Source organism: Telluria sp. RB2R28, assembly GCF_059685835.1.
This window is the reverse complement of the sequence record NZ_JCASIK010000001.1, coordinates 250593-273553: the sequence shown is the minus strand read 5'-3', so window position 1 is coordinate 273553 and position 22961 is coordinate 250593. Positions and strand designations below refer to the sequence as shown.

At 64.2% G+C, this 22961-nt stretch carries 21 protein-coding genes; 6 read left to right on the top strand and 15 right to left on the bottom strand.

All coding sequences use genetic code 11. The annotated features are described in order from the left end of the window. Positions 1–46: 46 nt before the first annotated feature. Complete coding sequence (locus AC56LV_RS01215) at positions 47–2278, bottom strand: NADP-dependent isocitrate dehydrogenase (protein WP_499555399.1); 2232 nt, start codon at positions 2276–2278, stop codon at positions 47–49. 414 nt (positions 2279–2692) lie between these two features. Then, positions 2693–2959, bottom strand: coding sequence for a 30S ribosomal protein S20 (rpsT, locus tag AC56LV_RS01210; RefSeq protein ID WP_183550274.1), 267 nt, complete (start codon positions 2957–2959; stop codon positions 2693–2695). A 209-nt stretch (positions 2960–3168) separates the two neighbouring features. Here rpsT and murJ point away from each other — a divergent pair, with 209 nt between their 5' ends. Then, positions 3169–4719 (top strand): murein biosynthesis integral membrane protein MurJ, encoded by a 1551-nt coding sequence (gene murJ / locus AC56LV_RS01205; protein ID WP_499555397.1) that lies wholly within the window; start codon positions 3169–3171, stop codon positions 4717–4719. Between the two features lie 7 nt (positions 4720–4726). On the opposite strand, the gene AC56LV_RS01200 is transcribed toward murJ, so the two are convergent. Next, positions 4727–6274: a dienelactone hydrolase family protein gene (locus AC56LV_RS01200; RefSeq protein WP_499555395.1), complete on the bottom strand. Its 1548-nt coding sequence runs from the start codon at positions 6272–6274 to the stop codon at positions 4727–4729. A gap of 7 nt (positions 6275–6281) precedes the next feature. Then, positions 6282–6746, bottom strand: a complete 465-nt coding sequence (locus AC56LV_RS01195) for a nuclear transport factor 2 family protein (protein ID WP_499555393.1) — start codon at positions 6744–6746, stop codon at positions 6282–6284. 329 nt (positions 6747–7075) lie between these two features. Between AC56LV_RS01195 and AC56LV_RS01190 the strand changes: the two genes are divergently transcribed. From AC56LV_RS01190 to AC56LV_RS01180, 3 genes are all read left to right on the top strand, one after another. After that, positions 7076–7435, top strand: a complete 360-nt coding sequence (locus AC56LV_RS01190) for a DUF6984 family protein (RefSeq protein WP_499555391.1) — start codon at positions 7076–7078, stop codon at positions 7433–7435. A gap of 125 nt (positions 7436–7560) precedes the next feature. Beyond that, entirely contained in the window at positions 7561–8001 is a 441-nt protein-coding gene (locus tag AC56LV_RS01185) for a hypothetical protein (RefSeq protein WP_499555389.1), read from the top strand. A gap of 535 nt (positions 8002–8536) precedes the next feature. Beyond that, positions 8537–8950 (top strand): hypothetical protein, encoded by a 414-nt coding sequence (locus tag AC56LV_RS01180; protein ID WP_499555387.1) that lies wholly within the window; start codon positions 8537–8539, stop codon positions 8948–8950. A gap of 180 nt (positions 8951–9130) precedes the next feature. Here the strand turns inward: AC56LV_RS01180 and AC56LV_RS01175 are convergent, their stop codons facing one another. The 11 genes from AC56LV_RS01175 to gspG are packed head-to-tail and all read right to left on the bottom strand — an operon-like array spanning position 9131 to position 18635. Then, positions 9131–9856 carry a type II secretion system protein gene (locus tag AC56LV_RS01175; RefSeq protein WP_499555385.1) on the bottom strand — a complete coding sequence of 242 codons (726 nt, stop codon included), beginning with the start codon at positions 9854–9856 and terminating at the stop codon, positions 9131–9133. Further along, positions 9850–10239: a type II secretion system protein gene (locus tag AC56LV_RS01170; protein WP_499555383.1), complete on the bottom strand. Its 390-nt coding sequence runs from the start codon at positions 10237–10239 to the stop codon at positions 9850–9852. Before AC56LV_RS01170 ends, AC56LV_RS01175 begins: the two co-directional genes overlap by 7 nt. Before the next feature lie 5 nt (positions 10240–10244). After that, entirely contained in the window at positions 10245–10718 is a 474-nt protein-coding gene (locus tag AC56LV_RS01165; RefSeq protein WP_499452872.1) for a type II secretion system protein, read from the bottom strand. An 11-nt stretch (positions 10719–10729) separates the two neighbouring features. Continuing rightward, positions 10730–12811, bottom strand: a complete 2082-nt coding sequence (locus AC56LV_RS01160) for a secretin GspD/PilQ domain-containing protein (protein WP_499556764.1) — start codon at positions 12809–12811, stop codon at positions 10730–10732. After that, positions 12811–13356 carry a hypothetical protein gene (locus AC56LV_RS01155; RefSeq protein ID WP_499555382.1) on the bottom strand — a complete coding sequence of 182 codons (546 nt, stop codon included), beginning with the start codon at positions 13354–13356 and terminating at the stop codon, positions 12811–12813. Before AC56LV_RS01155 ends, AC56LV_RS01160 begins: the two co-directional genes overlap by 1 nt. Beyond that, the gene (locus AC56LV_RS01150) at positions 13353–13928 is read right to left on the bottom strand and encodes a hypothetical protein (protein WP_499555380.1); all 576 of its coding nucleotides are present in this window, start codon (positions 13926–13928) and stop codon (positions 13353–13355) included. The genes AC56LV_RS01155 and AC56LV_RS01150 overlap by 4 nt, the downstream gene beginning before the upstream one ends. After that, a complete protein-coding gene (locus AC56LV_RS01145; RefSeq protein ID WP_499555378.1) occupies positions 13925–14470 on the bottom strand; it encodes a PilN domain-containing protein in 546 nt (181 codons plus the stop codon). Before AC56LV_RS01145 ends, AC56LV_RS01150 begins: the two co-directional genes overlap by 4 nt. Further along, positions 14467–15276 carry a hypothetical protein gene (locus tag AC56LV_RS01140; RefSeq protein WP_499555376.1) on the bottom strand — a complete coding sequence of 270 codons (810 nt, stop codon included), beginning with the start codon at positions 15274–15276 and terminating at the stop codon, positions 14467–14469. The genes AC56LV_RS01145 and AC56LV_RS01140 overlap by 4 nt, the downstream gene beginning before the upstream one ends. After that, entirely contained in the window at positions 15269–16969 is a 1701-nt protein-coding gene (locus AC56LV_RS01135; protein ID WP_499556763.1) for a GspE/PulE family protein, read from the bottom strand. The genes AC56LV_RS01140 and AC56LV_RS01135 overlap by 8 nt, the downstream gene beginning before the upstream one ends. Positions 16970–16971: 2 nt before the next feature. After that, positions 16972–18159, bottom strand: coding sequence for a type II secretion system F family protein (locus AC56LV_RS01130; RefSeq protein WP_499555374.1), 1188 nt, complete (start codon positions 18157–18159; stop codon positions 16972–16974). 38 nt (positions 18160–18197) lie between these two features. Then, positions 18198–18635 carry a type II secretion system major pseudopilin GspG gene (gspG, locus tag AC56LV_RS01125; protein ID WP_258836125.1) on the bottom strand — a complete coding sequence of 146 codons (438 nt, stop codon included), beginning with the start codon at positions 18633–18635 and terminating at the stop codon, positions 18198–18200. 427 nt (positions 18636–19062) lie between these two features. On the opposite strand from gspG, the gene AC56LV_RS01120 reads away from it, so the two are divergent. Beyond that, positions 19063–19788: an NF038120 family PEP-CTERM protein gene (locus AC56LV_RS01120; RefSeq protein ID WP_499555372.1), complete on the top strand. Its 726-nt coding sequence runs from the start codon at positions 19063–19065 to the stop codon at positions 19786–19788. Positions 19789–19819: 31 nt separating this feature from the next. After that, a complete protein-coding gene (locus AC56LV_RS01115) occupies positions 19820–22960 on the top strand; it encodes a S8 family serine peptidase (protein ID WP_499555370.1) in 3141 nt (1046 codons plus the stop codon). The last annotated feature ends 1 nt before the right edge of the window (position 22961 follow it).

The following is a 22961-nucleotide window of genomic DNA, read 5'->3' as shown; positions in this document are numbered from 1 at the left end:
CGCCGACCTTGCGGCCGGCGGGTTTCAGTTACAGCAGCCGTTCAGTTCAGGCGAACGAATCGATCGCTGCATTGAAGGTGGCGCTAGGACGCATCGCGGCCGTCACCTTGGCTTCATCCAGCTTGTAGTAACCACCGATATCGACTGGCTTGCCCTGTACGGCCAGCAGCTCGGCGACGATGGTCGCTTCGTCGTCGGCCAGTTTCTTGGCCAATGGCGCAAACGTGGCGGCCAGTGCGGCGTCGTCGGTCTGCGCAGCCAGCTCCTGCGCCCAGAACAGCGACAGGTAGAACTGGCTGCCGCGGTTGTCGAGCTCGCCGGTCTTTGGCGATGGCGACTTGCGGTTGTCCAGCAGCTTGCCGGTGGCAGCATCCAGCGTGCGGGCCAGGATCTTGGCCTTGTGGTTGCCGGTTTTGAGGCCCAGGTCTTCCAGCGACACCGCCAGCGCGAGGAACTCGCCCAGCGAATCCCAGCGCAGGTGGTTTTCTTCGACCAGCTGCTGCACGTGTTTAGGTGCCGAACCGCCAGCGCCCGTTTCGTACATGCCGCCACCGGCCATCAGCGGGACGATCGACAGCATCTTGGCCGACGTGCCCAGTTCCATGATCGGGAACAGGTCAGTCAGGTAGTCGCGCAGGATGTTGCCGGTCACCGAGATGGTGTCCAGGCCGCGCCAGACGCGCTCAAGCGTGAAGCGCATCGCGCGCACCTGCGACATGATCTGGATATCCAGGCCGCTCGTGTCGTGGTCCTTCAGGTAGACCTTGACCTTCTTGATCAGTTCATTTTCGTGCGGACGATACGGGTCGAGCCAGAACACGGTCGGCATGCCCGAGTTGCGCGCGCGCGTCACGGCCAGCTTGACCCAGTCGCGGATCGGCGCATCCTTGACCTGGCACATGCGCCAGATATCGCCCTGCTCGACGTTCTGGCTCATCAGGACTTCGCCGGTGGCGAGGTCGGTGATGTTGGCCACGCCGTCTTCAGCGATCTCGAAGGTCTTGTCGTGCGAGCCGTATTCTTCGGCTTGCTGGGCCATCAGGCCGACGTTCGGGACGGTGCCCATCGTCTTCGGATCGAAGGCGCCATGCCATTTGCAGAAGTTGATGATCTCCTGGTAGATGCGCGCGAACGTGCTCTCAGGGATGACGGCCTTGACTTCCTTCAGGCGACCATCGGCGCCGTACATCTTGCCGCCGGCGCGGATCATCGCTGGCATCGACGCATCGACGATCACGTCGTTCGGCGAATGGAAGTTGGTGATGCCCTTGGCCGAATCGACCATGGCCAGTTCAGGACGGTGTTCCTGGCAGGCGTGCAGGTCGCGGATGATTTCTTCGCGCTGCGACGACGGCAGGTCGGCGATCTTGTTGTACAGATCGGCCATGCCGTTGTTGACGTTGATGCCCAGGCTCTCGAACAGCGCGCCGTGCTTGGCGAACGCTTCCTTGTAGAACATGCGCACGCAGTGACCGAAGACGATCGGGTGCGACACCTTCATCATCGTTGCCTTGACGTGCAGCGAGAACAGCATGCCAGTGGCGTGTGCGTCTTCGATCTGGGCTTCGTAGAAGGCCAGCAGCGACTTGCGGCTCATGAACATCGAATCGATGATTTCACCGGCCAGCAGCGAGACCTTTGGCTTGAGCACAATGGTCTGGCCGCTCTTGGTGACCAGTTCCATCTTGACGTCACGCGCAGCCTCGACCGTTATCGACTTTTCGCCGTGGTAGAAGTCGCCTTCGGTCATGTGCGCCACGTGGGTGCGCGACGCCTGCGACCATGGGGCCATCGAGTGCGGGTTCTTGCGCGCGTATTCCTTGACGGCGCGCGGGGCGCGGCGGTCGGAGTTACCTTCGCGCAGCACCGGGTTCACTGCCGAGCCGATGCACTTGCCGTACTTGGCCTTGATGGTTTTTTCTTCGTCGGTCTTCGGGTCCGACGGGTAGTCGGGGATGTTGTAGCCCTTGTCCTGCAGTTCCTTGATCGCGGTGGTCAGCTGACTGACCGAAGCGCTGATGTTCGGCAGCTTGATGATGTTGGCGCTCGCCTCGAGCGTCTTCTTGCCCAGCTCGACCAGCGAATCCGGCACGCGCTGCTCCGGGGTCAGGTTTTCAGGGAACGCTGCCAGGATACGGGCCGCGACCGAGATGTCGCTGGCCGTGACGGTGATGCCGGCCGGCTTCGTGAAGGTGCTGACCACAGGCAGGAAGGCGTGGGTCGCCAGCAGCGGCGCCTCGTCGGTCAGGGTGTAGATGATGGTCTGATCACTGCTCATGCACATTTTCCTCGGTAATCGCGACAACGTCGCGCGTAGTAAAAACTGACAATTGGCCACAGCCCATTACTAGATGAGCTGCGGGCACTGGGCGCCGATGCCGGACATTCTACCCCTGTCTGCGACGGAAGGGCCAGAGCGCACCGGCGTACATTCTGTTGGTTGGGCGGCCGCTTCGTGCAAGGCCGCGAAACCTGTTTTCAACGCCAGTCTTCTATAAGACATAAGACGCGCCATATTATGCCCCACCTTTGCGGCGGACACCAGTTTTTACGTTATCGACAACCCTGCCATGCATTCCGGATAGAAAAATGAAAGCGCCAAGCAAAAAAACCCGCCAGAACCGAAGTCGGGCGGGTCTTTCCACTGCACAGAACTTGCCTGCGCGGCCCGAAGGCCGCACGCACGCGGGCTTTACGCCGACAGTGCTTTCAGGGCTGCAGCCAGGCGGCTCTTGTGGCGCGCTGCTTTGTTCTTGTGGATGATTTTCTTGTCAGCGATGCTGTCGATTTTCGACACGGACTGCTGGAAGATCAGGGTCGCGGCTTCTTTGTCGCCAGCCTGGATGGCTTTGCGAGCTGCCTTGATTGCGGTACGCAGGGTCGAACGCTGCGACGAGTTGTGCGCGTTTTGCTTAACTGCTTGACGAGCGCGCTTGCGCGCTTGTGCGGTATTTGCCATGGAATTTCCTAAATCGGGGTCAAGTTGCGTTTGCAAACATTAGCGACTGTTAAACCGGCGCAGGAGCCTGCCCAACGATTAGTGTCTGCTAACAGAATTCAGTACAGCCCATGATTATAGCGAAGCTTTCAAGTCTGGGCAATTCAAAATTCAAAGATTGTCGGCCCGATGTCTGTACCGGTCGAGTTGCACCAGTATAATCTCGCGCCATGAACCTGCTCAGAACCCTCGCCGCCATCTCCAGCATGACGATGCTTTCGCGCGTCACCGGCCTCTTGCGTGAAAGCCTGTTTGCACGTGCTTTCGGCGCCTCGGCATATACCGATGCCTTCATCATCGCGTTCCGCCTGCCCAATCTGCTGCGGCGCCTGTTTGCCGAAGGGGCGTTCTCGCAAGCCTTCGTGCCAATCCTGTCCGAATACAAGACGCAGCATGGCGACGTGGCCACCAAGACCCTGGTCGACCATGTCGCCACGTCGCTGCTGTGGGCCACGGTGCTTACCAGCATCGTGGGCATCATCGGCGCCCCGCTGCTGATCATGGTCCTGGCGGGCGACCTGCGCGAAACGCCCGGCGCCTATAACGCGTCGGTCATCATGACGCAGATGATGTTCCCGTACATCGCCTGCATGTCGTTCGTCGCGCTGGCCGGCGGCATCCTCAATACCTGGCGCCAGTTCAAGATACCCGCGTTCACGCCAGTGCTGCTGAACCTGTCGTTCATCTTCGCTTCGCTGGTGCTGGTCAATTACCTCGAGCAGCCGATCTACGCGATGGCGATTGCGGTCTGCGTCGGCGGCCTGCTGCAGGTGGCGATCCAGATCCCGTCGCTCGTGAAAATCGGCATGTTGCCGCGCATCTCGTTCAATCCGATGACGGGCCTGCGCGACGCCGGCGTGCGCCGCATGCTCAAGAAAATGGGCCCGGCCGTGTTTGCCGTGTCCGCAGCGCAGATCAGCCTGTTGATCAATACCGGCATCGCCGCCAGCCTCGCCGCTGGCGCCGTCTCCGCCCTGCAGTATGCCGACCGCCTGATGGAATTTCCGACCGCGATGCTGGGAGTGGCCCTGGGCACGATCCTGCTGCCATCGCTGTCGAAAGCCAATAGCGAAGGCGACACCGCCGAATACGCGGCGCTGCTGAACTGGGGCCTGCGCCTGACCTTCCTGCTCGCGCTGCCGGCCGCCGTTGGCATGGCCACGCTGGCGGTGCCGATGATCGCCACCCTCTTCCACTACGGTAAATTCGACGATGCGGCCCTGGTAAATTCATCGATGCCGCTGATGGCCTACAGCGCCGGTCTGCTCGGCATCATCCTGGTCAAGATCCTGGCGCCAGCGTTCTATGCCCGCCAGGACGTCAAGACGCCGGTGCGCATCGCCGTTGCGGTGCTGGTTGCCACGCAGTTGATGAACCTGATCTTCGTGCCGCTGATGGGCGTTGCGGGCCTGGCCCTGTCAATTGGCCTGGGCGCCTGCATCAATGCGACCTGCCTGTACATCGGCCTGCGCCGGCGCGGCATCTACACGCCACAGCCGGGCTGGGGCAAATTCTTCCTGAAGCTTGCCATTGGCGTGGCAGTCATGGGCGCCGTCGCGTGGTTCGGCCAGGCGCAGTTCGACTGGGCTGCCATGAAGGTGACGCCCGGCCTGCGCATCGGCGCGCTGCTGGGCATCATCGTGGCCAGTGCGGCGACATACTTTGCGATGCTCGCGCTGCTGGGGTTCCGGCCACGCGACTTCCGGCGCCGCGCGGCCTGAGCGCTGCTTAGCCTGCGCCGCCCCGGCGCAGCGCTGCGATCCGCGCCACGGCATTGCGCTGGTTCGGATCGGCCGCGACGGCTTTTTCGTAGGCCGCAATGGCTGACCTTGTATCACCGAGCGCTTCATACGCCTCGCCTTCACTATCGAACGCGTTGGCGTACTTCGGCTCGAGAAACGTGGCCAGCTTGAACAGCTCGACCGCGCCACGCGCGTTCTTCCCGCGCAGCAGCTGGTAGCCCAGCGTATTCATGCTCAAGGGGCTGAGCTTGATGTCGGGCGAGCGTGCCACCATCCCGGCGTGGATCGACTGCGCATCCTGGAAGCCCGCCTTCGCGAACGCACGCAGGAAGTCGCCTTCGCCAAGGAGTTCATGGCGGGCCGGCGTCAACGTCATCGACATCACCTGCGGGCCGATACCATGGCGCGCCGGCGACTGCTTCAGCCATGCGAGGGCGTCGGTGTCCTGCTTCAGATACGCGTCCAGGAACCGGCGCACATACAACGCGCCGCTGCGGTACGCCTCCTGCACATCGGCACGCGCATAGTCGCCGAACGCGGCATCGTCGGCAAAGCGCACATGCCAGGCGCTGAAATCCGGATGCGTCATCGGCGGCAGCGTCGCGACATACACGTCGGAATAGGTCATCGTGTTGAGGTAACTCTTGCCGAGCATGTCCTTGCGCTCCATGACTTCTGCGGACGGCGAGCGCGCGCCCAGATACAGCATCGGCACCGCCGTGCGCGCTGGCTGCACATAACCCGCCGCGCCCCACACCTTCGGGTGATACCGGATGGAGCCATCCAGGCTGACCAGCGCCTTGATGCGGCTGGAACGCGCCGCGGCAAACACATTGGCCATGCCGCCCCAGCTGAAACCTGCCGCCGCCACATTGCCGATGTCGGCCTGCGGTAGCGTCTGCGCATAATTGGCAAGAAAGGCGATATCGGCGGCCTGCGCCTCGACCCCTTCGACGTCATCGGTCATCATGACCGAGCGCGCGCCCAGGCTGCGGCTGGCGAGCACCACATAACCATGGCTGGCCAGGTATTCGCACAGGTCGATGTTTTCATGAGCCTCCGCGGCAAAGCTGGGCGCGTAGATCACCACTGGAAAGCGGCCGGCGGCGGCAGCCGCATCACGCACGGCCAGCGTCGGCGCGCCGTACTGCGCGCTCTGCGGTCCCGCCATCCAGCCTGCCCGCTGCCTGGTTGCTTCGGCGGCGGGCACATTGAAGTCGACCTCGGACAGGCTGGCCTGCTGATAGTCTGCCGCCAGCATGGGCGCGCCACGGTCGCGCCGGGCCGGATACCAGACTAGCATCTGGATTGGCCTACCGGGCGCAGCATTGCCGGCCTTGCCGAACGCATCGACCGACGGCTCGAGCAGCCGGCTGTAGTCGTATTGCTGGATAACGCGCAGGCCGACAGCGTGCGGGCCGGCCTCGGGGATCAGGTTCAGCGAGGCGGGCACAGGGGCACCTGCGCTGGCGCTGGCACTGGCGGCGATGGAAAGGAATATCAGGACGGGACGCAGGATCATTATCGATTTCATTGGCCGCTCACTTGCCTGGTGCGGCCGGCGGCCGGATTGGCGTGTACTGCGCAGAAACCAGCTTCCAGGCGCCGTCCTGCTGCTGGGCCACGAAGCTCGAGCGCAGCGCGGATGTGCGGGTTTGCCCGCCAACGGTCATGGCGTAGGACACCTTCGCGAGCACGATGGCGGTATTGCCCAGCACCCGCGGCGTGATCTCGTCGACGGTGATTGCCGGCAGCGGCTTGTCGTCATGCTTGACGTAGAACGACAGCATCTTCGCGCGCGGGTCGACCTCGCCCAGTGGCGAAATCTCGATATAGTTTTCAAACGTCAGCGCTTCGAGTGCGGCGCGGTCGAACGTGCCTTGCGCCGTGGCAAAGCGCTGCACCAGTTCGCTGACCGACTGTTCCGGTGTGGCGGCGTGAGCGACCGTGATCGACAGACAGGCGAGCGCGCCCGCAATGCATAGCGTGTTGCTGCAAGAGATCATGCGACGCCTCGTAAAGTTGGTCAACGCCGGTAGTGGCGCCATGGTGACGGTCGATCATAGCAATCCGCGTTATTGTTGCCTATTAAAAACGGATGCATATGGCTGCTGGTTTGCTGTGCCGCGCGAACGGAGTTCGCCACAATGCATCAAGTCCGCTGCAAAACGATAAAGTCTGTTACAAGCAACCGCAGTCTGTTGGCGCTCCTGCCACTTGTTCCGGGGACAGCAGAGACATACACTGGGCAACGCTGGCAGTCTGCTATCGCCCTGAGAGCACTCAAACGACACGCGCTGAAGCTACGGATGTGGTTTCACACTGGAAGGGAAATATGGTGCCAGACCAGATTCAGGACGGCTTACGGCCTCTGCGTCTTGAAGAGGATTCATTCATACGCGCTTTGCTTCGGCGGGCACGGGATGGCGAGCGTCTGCTCCTCCAACTGGAGCGTGCTCAGGTACTTGATATGAACGATGGCAAAATGGGTAGCGTTCAATTTTTCGGCCGCGACAATCGGTTTTTAGGCAGTTGCCTTGTTGAGGAGCAGTACGTCGATCTCGACGGCGTCCCAGTGAGTATCGTTCTCAATGCGGATACAACAGGACAACTCTATGAACTCGACATTTGGAAGGCAGACTTTTCCCCACTTCAGGCATATCCGGTTTTTGAACGTGTGACAGTCAAGTCTTGATATCGTAGGGTTGTACCTCTGCTTCGGATCGATCCCTGCCCGTGAACGGTGGACAGTACCCGGTTAGAAGCAACTATTCCTGGACTGCCTTTGTCCAGAAAACGTCACGCCATCGCAGAGGAACCGTGCATCCATCCGCCAGATTCGTGTTCCGTACCATGTCGATGCTTGGCGTGGCCGCCGTTATTGGTGTGACGATCGCCACCTTCACCACCTGCGGCGTTGGACTTGCCCATGGAACGGGCACATGGTGCGCGTTACCACTGGTTTGGTTCATCGGCTTCCCGCTTGCAATCACCAATGCGCTCATCTTTGGCCTGCCACTTGCGTTTATATTCTGCAAGTTGCGTCTAACGCGATGGTGGCAGTTCGCAGTGACAGGCTTGATCTGCGCCACACCTGTATGGATTGAGCTTGCCGAGCCATTCACATCTGTCCGTTGGGCGCAATTCGGTCTGTATGATTCATTGAATTGTCTCGGGTCGGGCCTTGCGGGTGGACTTGCTTACTGGTGGATAAGCCAGAAAGTCGGTATTCGTCGTGATACTGATGAGATGGCTTCCTAGTCATCGGAAACAGGTGACTGACCTAACCCCGACCATCGCCCCTCCCTTAGTACCATTACCAGAGCATTCATCAACAGACTTTTTGTCGAGTTCGTTTCTAAATGCTAGCAGCACGCTATGCTGTTCTGAACAGCCGGGTCCGGCCAAGAGCGGACGTTGATTACGTCCATGCCGTTCAATCCCTACAGACATAACTAATGCTGAGCTATCTGAAATGGCTGTCCGTCGCTGGCGTATGGCTACCTATCATGGGGCTTGCAGCATGGGCGGGGATCTCGTGGGTAGTGGGTGCACTAGCGCCTGACGTAGGTCGGGGAATTGTCGTAATCGGCATGGCTCTTACATTCGCTTTAAGCCATGCACTGGCGGTCTCTTCTCTTATAGGAGCAGGGTTACTGTTGACTCGCCGTGCCCCCAGTCCAGCCTTCACACTGCTCAGTGTTACTGTTGGCGGTTTGGTATCGGCACTCATATTGTCACGTATCTATTTCGACTTCACCACGTAGGATTGTCTGCAATCCTTGTGCAGCGTTCGATGACTGCTTTGGCTCGGCTGCTGCTCTTCGTTACAGTCCGCGATTTTCCGCCTTGGCCGACCTGCTATGCTGAGGTGAGCGGCCACCTTTGGCCACAAACATTCATTCCAAACATACATCTCGAAGAACTAGAACGCGCTCTGATGTCCAACGAAACATTAATTGCGAGGATCGAAAGTGGCCTCAACGGCATGCGAGCGCGGGAAATCAGCGCTGCCGCGTTTGCGAAAATAGTGCGGAACAATGGGCGCGCGCTCGAAGCGATGCCGTACGATCTCATTCGAAAAATAGAAGATCTTGCTCAAGATTTAGAAATTGCGGAATGGTATGAGAAGGATGGTTTCCTACCAGATCTTGAGTCTGTTCTGTTACGGACACAAGCGTGGTTAGCCTCTTTACCTCGCGACGTTTGACCGTCAATCTCAACCGATCCAGGGTCTGCTCCGGTCGCTAAAGGCCTGTCGTGACAGTCAGGGTTTTTTCAAACCAGGCAACCTGCTAAGCCGACGTGAACGGCTGGGTTCGGGCCGAATCCGGACTGTCGTGCACCTGTATGCCTGCCGACTGTGTCCAGCTTGATGTTTCGTCCAAGCCTACCGGTCCTCGGTCGGTGTTTCCGTCGCAGGCTCCGCTTGCGGTTCGGCTGCGGTTTCCTGTGCATTCACCGGTTCGGGTTCCGGTACAGCAGTCGGTGCTGGCTCCAATTCTTCAGTCCTCTCCGCCGCCGGCACATCTGCCGGCGCTGCCGCAGGCAAGCCTGGCGGCACCGGTTGCGCCGTCGGCGCCGCTGGTGCACCAGGCTGCGGCTGCGGTTGCCCAGGTGCCTGCCCCAACGCCGGATCACGCGCCTTGAACCGCCACGCCGAAATCGTATCCGCATTGTCCAGGCCCGCGAACCGGCTGTCGAAATTGGCAACCTTCAGTGGCTTGGCCGTCGACAGACTATGCACTGCAACCACGCCCGTCGTGCCATCCCCCAGATACACCACGCCCCACTCGGCCTTGCCCGTCAGCGGATCGACGAAGATCTTGCGCAGGTGCCGGCGCACGCCTGGCACGCGCGGGTCCTTCAGCAATTCCTTGAGCGATGGAGGATACGGCGAGGCGCCTTGCGGTGTCGCCGCCGCGTAGCTGTCGAGCGCTGCGCTGAAGGCAGCGCCGATGTCCAGCAGTTCTTCCTCTGCCGCCGCCCGTTGCAGCAGCGCGCCGATCTTGAGCGTGGCGGCGCCCACCAGGCCGATGATGGTGACAAAGATGATCAGGCCCAGATAGGTGAACCCGGCCTGGCGCCCCCGGCGTATCCCTTCCCGAACTACCATTCGAGATAAGGCCGGCCGCGCCGGTCGTTGCCCGGCGCGCCGCTGCGCAGGTTGGCAAAGCCGCCCTGCTCGCCTTCATGCGGCGCTTCGAGAATCCACGTGTCGCGCGCTTCGGTGACCGGGTCGAGCGGGATTTCACGCAGGTAGCGCGCCTCCACCAGCTGCTCGAGCGACTCGGGATAGCGGCCGGTATCGGAGCGGTACTGATCGACCACCTGGCGCGTGTTGCGCAGGTTATCGGCCAGGATCGTCTCCTTCGCGCTGTCGATGCTGGGAAAAAAGCGCGGCAGCGCCACCGTCAGCAGCAGCGCGATGATCCCGAGCACCACCAGCAGTTCGATCAGCGTGAAGCCACGTTTTTTTCCATCTGCGTGCAGTTGCATCGTGCTCACCATTTGTTGTAGGGGATGCCGTTCAGGCCCACCCGCGTGGAGCGCGAATACACATCATAGACATCGTCGCCTTCCTGCGGTTGATCCGGCTCGCTGGCATAGCTGCGCTTGCCCCAGGTGGCGGCGTCATCGAGATCGCGCTCCGGCGTGAACGGGTCGCGCGGCAGGCGCCGCATGAAATAGATCCTGGCCTGCTTCGGGCTGCGCAGGTCGGGCACGCCCTGCACCAGCAATTCCAGGCGCGCCGGATAGCCGCTGGCGTCAGCGGCCTTGGCCACGCGGCCCTCGTCGGCGGCCTTCTTGTAGGCATCCAGCCCGGCGCGGATCTCGCGCAGGCCGCGCCGCAGTTCCTGCTCGTCGCGGCGCTGCACCGTCACTTCGGCCACGGGCAGCACCAGGGTGCCGAGCAAGGCCAGGATCGCGAGCGTGACGAGCAGCTCGATCAGCGTGAAGCCGTGCCGCGCGCGCATGCCCGGCTGCGTCATCGCTGCGGCACTGGCGGCGTCACGCCTGGTGGATAGGCGGCCGGCTGCGCCATGGCCTCGGGCGCAGATTCCGGTGCAGATGCAGGCACGGATTCAGGCGCCGTCACCGGCTGGCCCGGCGGCGCCGATGGCGGCGAACCCAGTTGCGGCGTGGCCGGCAAGGCCGATGGCGGTACCGAGAATGACGTCGCGGGTTCCTGCGCCGGCGGTGGCGCGACCGGCGTCGTGACCGTGGTCGTGGTAACCGTCACTGGCGGCGCCAGGGCTGACGTGGCAGGCCGCGCGCCCGTCGTCGGCAGCGCTACCGGTGCGCGCACGGCATTGTCGGGCCGGCGGCGGAAGCTCGACTCGGTGCCGGCGCCAAATTCAGATGCCGATGCGGGCGGGCGCTGCACCGCGCGCACGATGCGCGGCGTGATCGACAGCAAAATCTCGGAGCGGCCGGTTTGATCCGATTGGCTGCCAAACAGGCGCCCGACAATCGGCAGGTCACCCACCCCGGGCACCTTGGTGCCGCTGCTGCGGTCCTCGTTGCTGATCAGGCCTGCGAGCACCTGGTTCTCGCCATCCTTGAGCTGCAGCATGGTGGTCGCCGAACGGCTGCCGATGCGGTAGGCTACCGTGCCATTCTTGGTTTCGACGCGCTCGCCCAGCGTGCTGACCTCGAGGTTGATGCGGATCGCTACCTCGTTGTTCAAGTAGATGGTCGGCTCGACGTTCAGCGTCAGGCCCACGTCCAGGTACGTGATGTTATCGGAGGCGAAGCCGCCGATCCCCGACGACACCGTCGCCGAGATATTCGGGATCTTGTCGCCGATGACGATCTTGGCCTTTTCCTTGTTGCGTACGCGGATGCGCGGGTTGGCCAGCGTCGTCGTGTCGCCGTCTGTCTTGCTGGCGTTGAGCGTGGCGCTGATCGGGCCCGTCGTGATCGTGCTGCTGTTCAGGCCACGCAGCTGGTCGATGGTCAGCACGCTGCCTTCGAACGACGTCAGTGGCGAGAACCCGAGCGACGATGGCCAGTTGATCCCCAGGTCCATCACGCTGCTGCGGTTGATCTCCAGCACCTCGACGTCGAGCATCACTTCGGGCTCCGGCACGTCCTGCAGCGCGACCAGCTGCGTGGCGATACGGATCGCTTCCGGGTTGTCGCGCAGGATCACCAGGTTCAGTTTTTCATCGACCACCACGTCGCGGCTCTTGAGGATCGTCTTGAACGTGTTGGCGATTGACTTGGCGTCGGCATTCGCCAGGAAGAACGTCTTGACCGTCATTTCCTGGTACTCGCGCAGCTTGGCCGCGACGTTCGGGTAGATCAGGATCGTGTTGCCATCCATGACCTGGCGCTCGAGCTGGTTCGTCATCAAGAGGTAGTACACGGCCGCTTCGACGGTGCTGTTCTTCAGGAAGATCGAGGTGCGGGTATCGGCCTTGACGTCCTTGTCGAAGATGAAGTTCAGGCCCGAGTGGCGCGCGATGATCTCGAACACCTGCTTGAGCGGGGCATCGCGAAATTCGAGGCTGATGGGCTTGCGGTAGCTGGCCGCCAGCGCTGCCGGGCCGGATGGCGCGGCGGCCGCTTTCTCGTCGATCTCCAGCAGCAGCAGGCGCGCTGCCTCGTGCGCCGGGCGCTCGGTCAGCACGGCGGCGAGCTTGTTGCGCGCGGTCTCGATATCGTCCTTCTCGAACGCGGCGCGCGCCTCGATCAGCGCGGCCGCGTGGCGCCGGTCCGCCTCGACCTGGCGCAGGCCGGCGCGGGCGCGGTCGTTGCCCGGATCGATGGTCTGCACGCGCCGGTATTCATTACTGGCCACGTCGATCTGGCCAGCGGCCAGCGCACGGTCGGCTGCTTCGACCATGCGCACCACGGCGCCGTCGCGCGCGCGCAGGTAGGCCGCCTTGTATTCAGGGTTGCCGGGGTCGGAGGCCAGCGCCTCCTGGTACTTGGCCAGGCCGGCGCCGACCTTGTCCTGGGCCACCAGTGCGTTGCCCTCCTGGTAGGCGCGCTGCGCCGCGCAACCCGCGAGAAGAAACGGCAACAGCAGCAGGGTCAACCCCTGCATCGGCAAACGAGCCATCAATCGAATACTCCAATATTAAGCTGCTGGACCTGGTCCAGCGGCAGGTAAGTCAGGGTCAGCGTGGGCGGACGGATCGCGTCGACGCGGTAGGCGCCGTCGATCGTCGCGCCGTCGCGCACGAGATAGGTACGGTCGTTGCGGGCCAGGTAAATTTCCCACACGCCGTCCTGGAGCGACTTGCCGATGTACTTGAACGGCAGCGGTGGCGCCACGGGCGGCGGCGGTGGTGGCGGCGGTACGTTCGATGGCGGCGGCGGTGGCGGCGTCCAGTCGTGGCGCGCGAACAGGGCCTGCCCGCCCTCGCCGAAACGCTCGCCGTCGGCGCCGATCAACTCGTCGCGCGGGACCAGGCGCACGATCACGGTGTCCGCGACCGGCTTGGCGAGCACCGCGGCCGTGCTGCGCGCGGGCGCAGTGGCCGCCGTCTTCGCCACGCGCTCGGCCGGTTCGGCCAGCGTGTCGTCAGGCGTCGTGTCACCAAAGACCACCAGGCCGGCGGCCAGCGCCAGCGCGCCACCCATGGCAATGTGACGGGGCTTCATCGCGCTTCTCCCGGTGCTGCGCTGCGCTCGGCCAGATAGAACGTCAGCCGCAGCCGCGCATCGACGCCCGCCTCGCCAATCGCGTCGCGGCGAAACGCCACGTCGTCGAGCGAGGCATGCGGCACCGCGCGCAGCACGTCCATCGCAAACTGCCAGATCGCCCCGTAACTGCCCTTGACGGGCAGGTTGACCTGGTAGGCGACCAGCCTGGCGTTGCGGTCAACGGTGGTGCGGTACTCGCCCTGCTCCAGTGTCAAGCCATGGCGCGCGGCCAGTGCGAACACCGCTTTCAACTGGCGCTCCACGCTGCGCGCATCGCCCAGCGTCGCGTAGAACTGCGCCAGGTTCTGGTCACTGCTCGGTGGCGGCGCGCTTGGTGCCGGGCGTGGTGGCAGCGGCGTGCGTGCAAGGCGGCGCGCGGCCTCGTAGTCTGCTTCGAGGCGGGCGCGCGCCGGCACCAGCGCGACCTGCACGGCTGCGCCGGCCACGATCAGCGCCACGACAAGCGCCACCAGCGGATTGACGCGCGCGAGCAGCAGGCGCGCGCGAAGTGGCAGCGTCGCGAGCGTCATGGCGTTCCCCATTGCACGCTGACCTGGAAGCGCAGCGGCCGGTTCGGATCTTCCTGCATGACTTCATGGCGCATCAGGACCACACTCGTGAACCATTCCTCGGCCTGCAGGCGCGTGATATAGGCCAGCATATCGTCGCTGTTTTTTGCTTCGGCGCTGATGCGCAGCGTGCGGCGCTTGGCGTCCGGTTCCAGCGCCAGCAGCGCGATCGAGGCTGGCGTGGCGTCGGCCAGTGCCGCCGCCAGATCGCGCCATGGCAGGTTCAGTTGCTGAACAGCGGCGTTGACGGCGGTGACCTGCGCCGGCGCCAGGGTCACCATCGGCGCGGCGGCCACCACGACGGGCGGCGGCGCACTGCGCACGGCCAGCGCTGCCTGCAAGTCGGTCAGCTCTTGCTGTTGCTCGAAGTAACGCTGGGTCATGACGCCTGCCGGCACGCACATCGCCAGCACGGCGGGCAGCATGAAGATCAGACGTGGCGGCGTGCGAAACAGCGTGCGGCGCAGGCCCGGCGGGGCAAAATCGATACGGGTACGTTTCACGCGGGCGCTCCCGTACGCGCCAGGCGCGCCAGGTCGGACCAGCCGTCGCCGGCGTTCTGTTCGAGCAGGCTGCAGGCGAACTTCAGGCGCCCCGGACTGCTGCCCCAGGCCGCCGGCGCGGCGCCGCACAGTTGCAGCCGTTCGGGCCGCCCCACGCCCACGCGCAGCGCTTCGCGCGCCACGTGCGCTTCCAGCCAGTCGCGATCGGCGCCGGCCGGGATCGGGCTGCTGCGCACGGCCATCAACACCGCGCCGTCATACGCCGCGAGCGACAGCACGCCGCCGTGCACCTGGCCGAACCACGCCCCTGCCCTGCGCGCCTGGCGCCACTGATTGAGCGCGGCGACGAATTGCGGCCGGATGTCGACCAGATGAAAGCGGTGGGTCTGGGCAGCCAGCTGCAGGCCATCGAGCAGGTTCAGTGGCGCGGCGCTGGCCAGGAACGGCCGGGCCGCATCCCAGTCGGCGCGGATCACCCACTCGGAAGGCGGCGCCCCGAACAGGTGCTGAAAGCGCAGCGCGGCCGCCCCTTCGAGGTCACCCATGCGCGTGGCTTCTTGCGGCGGCGTGACCTGCCACAGGCGGATCAATTCATCGGCCAGCACGACACTCACCGTCCAGCCGCCAGGCGCATGGTCGGCGAACAGCGCGGAGAGGCCCGTGGCCAGCGCATCGGGCGCGAACAGGTCGAGCCGCTGCTCGGCCAGCAGCACTGGGGCGCGGCCGAACAGGCGGTTGATCCTGACCAGGGCCAGGCCATCGCTGGCAATGCCCAGGCGCAGGGTGTGTCCAAGGCGCTTACGCATGCAGGGTCACTCGCTTGATTTCATCGATGGTGGTGGCGCCGCGCCGCACCAGGTCGAGCGCGGCCAGGCGCAGGCTGCGCGTGCCGTTGGCGTGGGCCGCGGCCTTGATGCGGCGGATCGGCTGCTTGTCGACGATCAGTTCGCGGATCTCGTCGTTCAGGGTCAGGATTTCGGCGATGGACCGGCGGCCCTTGTAGCCGGTGCCGCGGCAATCGCCGCAGCCCTTGCCGCGCATGAACAGGTAGTCGCCCACCTCGGCGCGTTCCAGATGCACCGATGCCAGCTCGAGATCGGTCGGGTCGTGCTGCTCGCCGCAGCGCGGGCAATTCATGCGGATCAGGCGCTGGGCCCAGATGCCATTCAGGGCCGAGACGAATGCATACGGATCGATGCCCATGTGCGTGAAGCGCCCGAACACGTCGAACACGTTGTTGGCGTGGACGGTCGTGAGGACCAGGTGACCGGTCAGCGCCGACTGCACCGCGATCTCGGCGGTCTCGCGGTCGCGAATCTCGCCGACCATGATCTTGTCCGGGTCATGCCGCAGGATCGAGCGCAGGCCCTTGGCAAAGGTCAGGCCCTTCTTTTCGTTGACCGGGATTTGCAGGATGCCGGGCAGCTGGTATTCCACCGGGTCTTCGATCGTGATGATCTTTTCGCGGCCGTTGTGGATTTCGGTCAGCGCCGCGTACAGCGTGGTGGTCTTGCCCGAGCCGGTGGGGCCCGTGACCAGCAGCATGCCGTAGGCTTCCTGCGCCAGGTGGCGCAGCGTGACGAGCGATGGCGCGTCGAACCCCAGCGCTTCGAGCGTGAGCGAGCCGTAGGCTTCGATCATCGCGCGCTTGTCCAGGATACGGATCACCGCATCTTCGCCGTGGATGCTCGGCATGATCGACACGCGCAGGTCGATGTCGCGCCCAGCCGCCTCGACCCGAAAGCTCCCGTCCTGCGGCACGCGGCGCTCGGCGATATCGAGTTCGGCCAGCACCTTCAGGCGCGAGATGATGTGCTCGGCCAGCTCGATGCCGCCCACCGTCGTCGCATGATCGAGCACGCCATCGACGCGGTATTTCACGGCCAGGCCGCCCGCCGTGCTTTCCAGGTGGATGTCCGAGGCGCCGGCTTTCAACGCGTCGTACAGCGTGGAGTTGACCAGCTTGACGGCCGGGCTGCCCGCTTCGGATACCGATGCGAACGACAGCACGGTGCCGATCTTGCCGTCGCGCCGGCCGTCGGCTGCCCCTCCCACGAGCGAATCGACGGCGCGCGCCGATTCCTCCTGCTTGGACAGGTAGGCCTGGATGTCGGCCTGCTGCGCCAGGCACAGGTCGAGCGGCCGGCCAGGTGTGGCGCGGGCCTGGGCGCCGAGCCACGTTTGCAGGTCGAGGTCGAACGGATCGGCCACCACGCCGACCAGGCGCCCGTCGGCGTGGCGCAGCAGTGCGCAATGGCGCGACAGCGCCTGCGCCAGCGGCAGCAGGTCGAACGCCGGCGCGAGCAGCAGCATCTCGCCCGTTTCCATCACCGGCAGCGCAAACAGCGCGGCCAGGGCCTGCACCAGTTCGCGCGCATCGCGCCCAGTCAGTGCTTCCAGCTCGGCCACGAGGCCCCGGCGCGAGACATTCGCGGCGGCGCGTGCCTGCGCCAGGATCGCGGGATCGAACGGCGCGGCGGCCACGGTATCGGTGTGCATGTTCATGACATGTCTCCTGCCAGGTCGAAGATCGGCATGTACAGCAGCACGACGATGGCGCCGACCACGAGGCCGATGGCCGCCATCAAGAGCGGCTCGAAGGTGCGCGTGAAGCGGTCGATCCAGCGCCCGATCTCGCCATCGTAGAACGCGGCCGACTGGGTCAGCATCGGCCCCATTTCGCCCGTGCGTTCACCCACGCGCAGCATGCGCAGCGAGATCGGCGTGGTCAGGCCATGGGCTTCGAAGGCGTTCGACATCGGCTCGCCCGACTCGATCGCGGCGCGCGCCGCTGACAGGTTCTTGGCCAGGTGCGGCGAGACCATCTGCTGCACGGTCTCGATGGCGCCGACGATCGTGATGCCGCCTTCGGTCAGCATGCCCAGCGTCAGGTACAGGCGCGAGAGTTCATACACGCGGGCGCGCTCGCCGATGCCGGGCACGCGCCGCAGCAGCCGGCCCATGCCGCCGCTGCGGCGCAGATGGCGAATGCCGGCGACGATGCTGGCCACCACCAGCACGGCGCCGATCAGGATCGCCGTGCCGTGGCCGGACGCGAACTGGCCCCAGTCGAGCAGCCGCTGCGACAGCCATGGCAGGTCGCGGCCCGCGCCCTGGTACACCTCGGCGAATTTGGGCACCACGTAGCCAATCAAAAAGCCCGACACGCCCCCGCCGACCATCAGCAGGATCACCGGATAGATCGAGGCGCTGACGATTTTGGCGCGCACGGTGTCGATGCGCTGCTGATAATCGATGTAGCGCGTCAGTGCGCGCGGCAGGTCGCTGGTGCCTTCGGCGGCGCGCACGATGCCGATGTACAGCGGCGGGAACAGCGCCGGCTGCGCCGCCAGCACGGCCGAAAAACGCTTGCCTTCGCGCAAGCCGCCGAGCAGGCGTTCGAGCACGGCGCGGGTGGGCGCAGCGCTTTCCTTTTCCAGCAGGGCTTCGAGGCTTTCGACGATGCCCAGGCCGGCATTGAGCAGCGCGAGCAGTTCCTGGCTAAACAGGACCAGAGATAATTTGGCGCCGCGCGAACTGGCCAGACGCGCGCCGCGCGCCGGCTCGACGGCGCTGACGAACAGGCCGCGCGCCTCGATCTGGCGGCGTGCATCCTGCGCGTCGAGGGCATCGACGACGAGGTTGGCGATCGACATGTCGGGCGCGAGGGTGCGAACGGCAAACTGCATGGGCGGTGCTGTCAGGTGGGTGATGCAGGAAACGTCGTTCAGTTCGACGTGATGTCGGCGTTCTCGCCGGCGCCGCCGGGCTGGCCGTCCTTGCCCAGCGAAAGCACTTCGTATTCGGCCCGGGCGCCGGGCGCGCGGTACTGGTACGCATTGCCCCACGGATCGAGCGGCACGGCTTTTTTCAGGTAGGGGCCATTCCATTTGACGCCGGCGCTGGGTGGTGCCGTCATCAGGGCGGCCAGCCCTTCTTCGGTGGTCGGATAGCGGCCGACATCGAGCCGGTAGGTGTCGAGCGTTTTATCGAACGCGTCGATCTGGGCCTTGGCCGCGGTGACTTCGGATTTGCCGAGCTGGGAAAAATATTTCGGACCGACATACGCGGCAAGCAAACCGATGATGACGATCACCACCAGCAATTCCAGCAACGTGAACCCGGCGCTGCGACGCGCGGCGCCCCGTTTCATGGCAAAAAACATCAACCGACTCCTCATGTGCTTCGCGAAAAAAATACCTCTGAACGGTATCACGCGGTATAGCACAAGGACAACTCTTGTTTTGAGATACCACCCAACGTCAAAGCTGTAGACCCGAAACAAACAGCACCTCACTCAATGACCGTTACAAAAACACCACAATTCATACCGACGTCATAAAACCATAAAACAAAGTCCGGTCGCTGTGCAAACCGAATTTAATTAATCATTCGTGCGAAAACTCAAGATTTTTCCTGTTAAGAATTTTTACATTTTAATTATTTCCGTTGATATATTTATTTACAACGCAACACGAGGTTGCACTTTTACTGGTCTTGCTGCATCGCGGCAGGAACCGACACAACGACAAAGGCACATCATGATTCGGCACGGACGATTGGCAGCACCGACCCTCGGCACCACCCTTGCAATGTTATGCAGCGCCACGCTTGGCGCGGCCATCCTGGCTGCGCCGGCCCAGGCAGCCACCATCGGCTTCGAAAGCGGCTATGGCGCCGTCGCTAATGGCGAGACCTACCAGGAGTCGGGCTTCTCGATGCGCTTCGATGCCAACAACCCGCAAGCGGACAGCAGCAGTGCAGTCGGCGCCTTTGTCGATGGCAGCGACCCATGGGCCTGTGACATGGCATGCCCGGTCAATAATTCGAGCATGTACTACGGCGCCTTCAACGACAGCGTCGTCTGGATCACCTCCGGGAACAACAACCCGTTCCGCATGCTGGGCCTGGATGCGAGCTTCATCGGCAATACAACCGAGCTCAGCGGCTACCCGGCCGTATCGGGCCTGTTGCGCGCGCAGGGATTCCGCGCTGACGGCAGCTACACCTACATCGACCTGGCGCTGGATGGTCCATCCAGCGCTGGCTTCGAGTTCGGCGGCTACGAGTTTGGCGCGTTCTCGCAACTGGAATTCACGGAGATCGCCCTGTTCGGCTTCGTGTGCGATGGCGCGGGCGACTGCTCGGCCTTCAATACCAACCAGGGCCAGTTCGCGATCGATAACCTGAACCTGGAATCAGGCGCGGCCGCCGATGTGCCTGAACCCGCCACCGCGCTGCTGTTCGGTCTCGGCATCGCCGGCCTGGCCGCCAGCGCACGCCGCCGCCGCAGCAACAGCCTTGCCATCCGCGCCTGACCCCCACAACGTATCCCGGGAACGAATCACCATGAAACTCCGTCCACTTTCTGCTGCAGTACTGCTGGTCTTGTCCAGCCTGACGATCACCGTCCAGGCCGATGACGTGCGCCGCCCGTATATCGTTCAACTGGCCGACAAGCCGATCGCCGGCTACACCGGCGAGATCGCCGGCATGCCTGCGACCCAGCCAACCGCAGGCAACCGCCTGAACCTGGAAGCCCAGAACGTACTGCTCTACAACAACTACCTGACCCGCAAGCAGGCCGCCGTGCGCGCCGTCGTGGCAGGCGCACCGGTGCTGCATGAGTACAGCGTGGTCCTGAACGGCTTTGCCGCCATGCTGACCGATGCCGAAGTGCGTACCCTGATGGCGCGCACCGACGTGGTCACGGTCTCGCCGGACGTGCCGCGCGAACTGGCCACCACCTACACCCCGACCTTCCTCGGCCTGGATCAACCCGGCGGCCTGTGGTCGCAGCTCGGCGGCCAGGGCGCCGCTGGCGAGGACATCATCATCGGCATCGTCGATGGCGGTATCTGGCCCGAGCATCCATCGTACGCCGACCGTGTCGACGCCAACGGCAAGCCGACCTTCGCCACCAGCGGCACCATCGTGTACGATGCGCCGCCGTCGCGCTGGAAAGGCACGTGCCAGACCGGCGAAGGCTTCACTGCCGCCGACTGCAACAACAAGCTGATCGGCGCCCAGTATTTCGACGCCAGCTACCGCTCGAGCAACCGGGTCAGCCACTGGACCGAGTTCAACTCGTCGCCGCGCGATTCGATCGGCGGCACCACCGGCGAAGGCGGCCACGGCACCCACACCTCCACCACGGCCGGCGGCAATGCCCGCTCGACCGCGATCGTCGGTGGCGTCGCCATCGGCGAAATGAGCGGCATCGCCCCGCGCGCGCGCATCGCTTCGTACAAGGTTTGCTGGACCTATCTCGATTCGGGCCAGGCCAGTGGCCGGCGCAATGCCTGCTTCACCGGCGACAGCGTCGCGGCCATCGAAAAAGCGGTGGTCGACGGCGTGCACGTGATCAACTTCTCGATCAGCGGCGGCGAGTCGATCATCGACCCGGTCGAGCAAGCCTTCTTCAATGCCTCGAATGCCGGCGTGTTCGTTGCTGCCTCGGCGGGCAACAGCGGCCCGGCGAACACGGTCGCCCACATCAGCCCATGGCAGGCGACCGTTGCGGCATCGACCCACAACCGCGAACTGCAGGCCACCGTTACCCTCGGCAACGGCCGCAGCTTCCGTGGCGCCTCGATGAATTCGACGGCCGTGGGCCCGGCGCCAATGATCACCGCCGAATCGGCGGCGCTGCCTGGCGCCAATCCGACGCTGGTGGCACGGTGTTACAGCGCCAGCGAAAACGGCGGCCAGGCCGTGCTCGATCCGGCCAAGGTGGCCGGCAAGATCGTGACCTGTATGCGCGGCGGCAATGCGCGCGTCGACAAGAGCCTGGCCGTGCAGGACGCCGGTGGCGTCGGCATGGTGCAGATCGACAACGGCACCGGCCTCGTGGCCGAAGTGCATGCCGTCCCGTCGGTGCACGTCAACGCCAACGATGGCGCTGTCATCAAGTCGTATGCCGCAACGCCCGGCGCCACCGCGTCGATCTCGACCTTCGTGATCGGCACGTCGAGCGTGCCGGCGCCGATGATGGCCAGCTTCTCGTCGCGCGGCCCGAACCGCTACGACCCGAACGTGCTCAAGCCTGACCTGACCGCGCCTGGCGTGGATGTCATCGCCGGCGTCTCGCCGAACATGACCGAGGCGCAGCGCGCAGCGCTGCTCACCGGCACGCTCTCGCCAGTGCCACTGGCCTGGGCGTCGTACCAGGGCACGTCGATGTCGAGCCCGCACGTGGCCGGCCTGGCCGCCCTGCTGCGTCAGCAGCATCCGACCTGGTCGCCAGCCATGATCAAATCGGCCTTGATGACGACCGCCACCGATACCTTTGCCGATGCGATCCAGTCCGGCGATACGCGCGGGCGTCTGCCGTTCGGCCAGGGCGCAGGCCACGTGGCGCCAAACGCTGCGGCCAATCCGGGCCTGGTGTATGACATCACCGAACTGGATTACCGCAAATACATGTGCGGCGCGGGCGTCGCAGCGCAATGTGGCGGCGGCAGCATCGCCGGCTACAACCTGAACCTGCCGTCGATCGCGGTTGGCAATGTTCTGGGCACCGTCACCGTCACCCGCTCGGTCACCAATGTCAGCGACAGCGAATCGACCTATACGCCAACAGTGGCGATCACGGGCTTTGCCGCCACGGTCAGCCCGGCCTCGCTGACCGTGCCGGCCGGCGAGACGCGCCAGTACACCGTGACGCTGACCCGCACCAACGCTGTCGAGAATGTGTGGCAGTTCGGTTCGCTGACCTGGTCGGACGGCACCCACCGCGTGCGCAGCCCGATCGTGGCCCGCTCCGGCCGCCTGATCTCGGCGCCTGCCCTCGTGGAAAGCGACCGCGCCAGCGGCGGCAAGTCCCTCACCATCAGCACCGGGTTCGCCGGCAAGATGGGTGTGACGGCCGGTGGCATGAAGGAAATCAACCGCATTGCCGGCACCGTGGGCACCGCCGACCCGGCGATCTTTGGCACCCGGGAAACGATGCGCCAGGCCTGCCTGGCCAGCGCACCGGGCGTGTTCGTGTCCAAGGTTGTGGTGCCAAGCAACACGATGGCGGCGAAGTTCGAACTGTTCGACCGTGACATGACGGGCGAAGGCACGAACGACCTCGACCTGCTCGTGCTCAACGGTGCGAATGCCGATGTGGGCTATTCGGGCAACGGCACGTCGGACGAGGTGGTCACGCTGACCTCGCCAAGCGCCGGTACCTACACGGTCTGCGCCCTCGGCTACGACACCGTCAACGGCGGCGTGATCGGCTTCGGCCTGCATGCCGGCGTCGTCACCACGGCCGACCGCGCCTACAACTTCAAGGCGCTGGTACCAAGCCAGGTATACGTGGGCGGTACGGCAACGGTCACCACGAGCTGGTCGGGTCTGCCAACCGGCAAACGCTTCCTGGGCGCCATCCGCCTGCTTGAACCAAACGGCGCGATTGCCTCGACGACGCTGCTGCAGGTGGAAACCAACAGCCCGATTCCACGTGCGGTTTCTGGCGCACGCAAGAAGGACCTGGGCCGGTAAG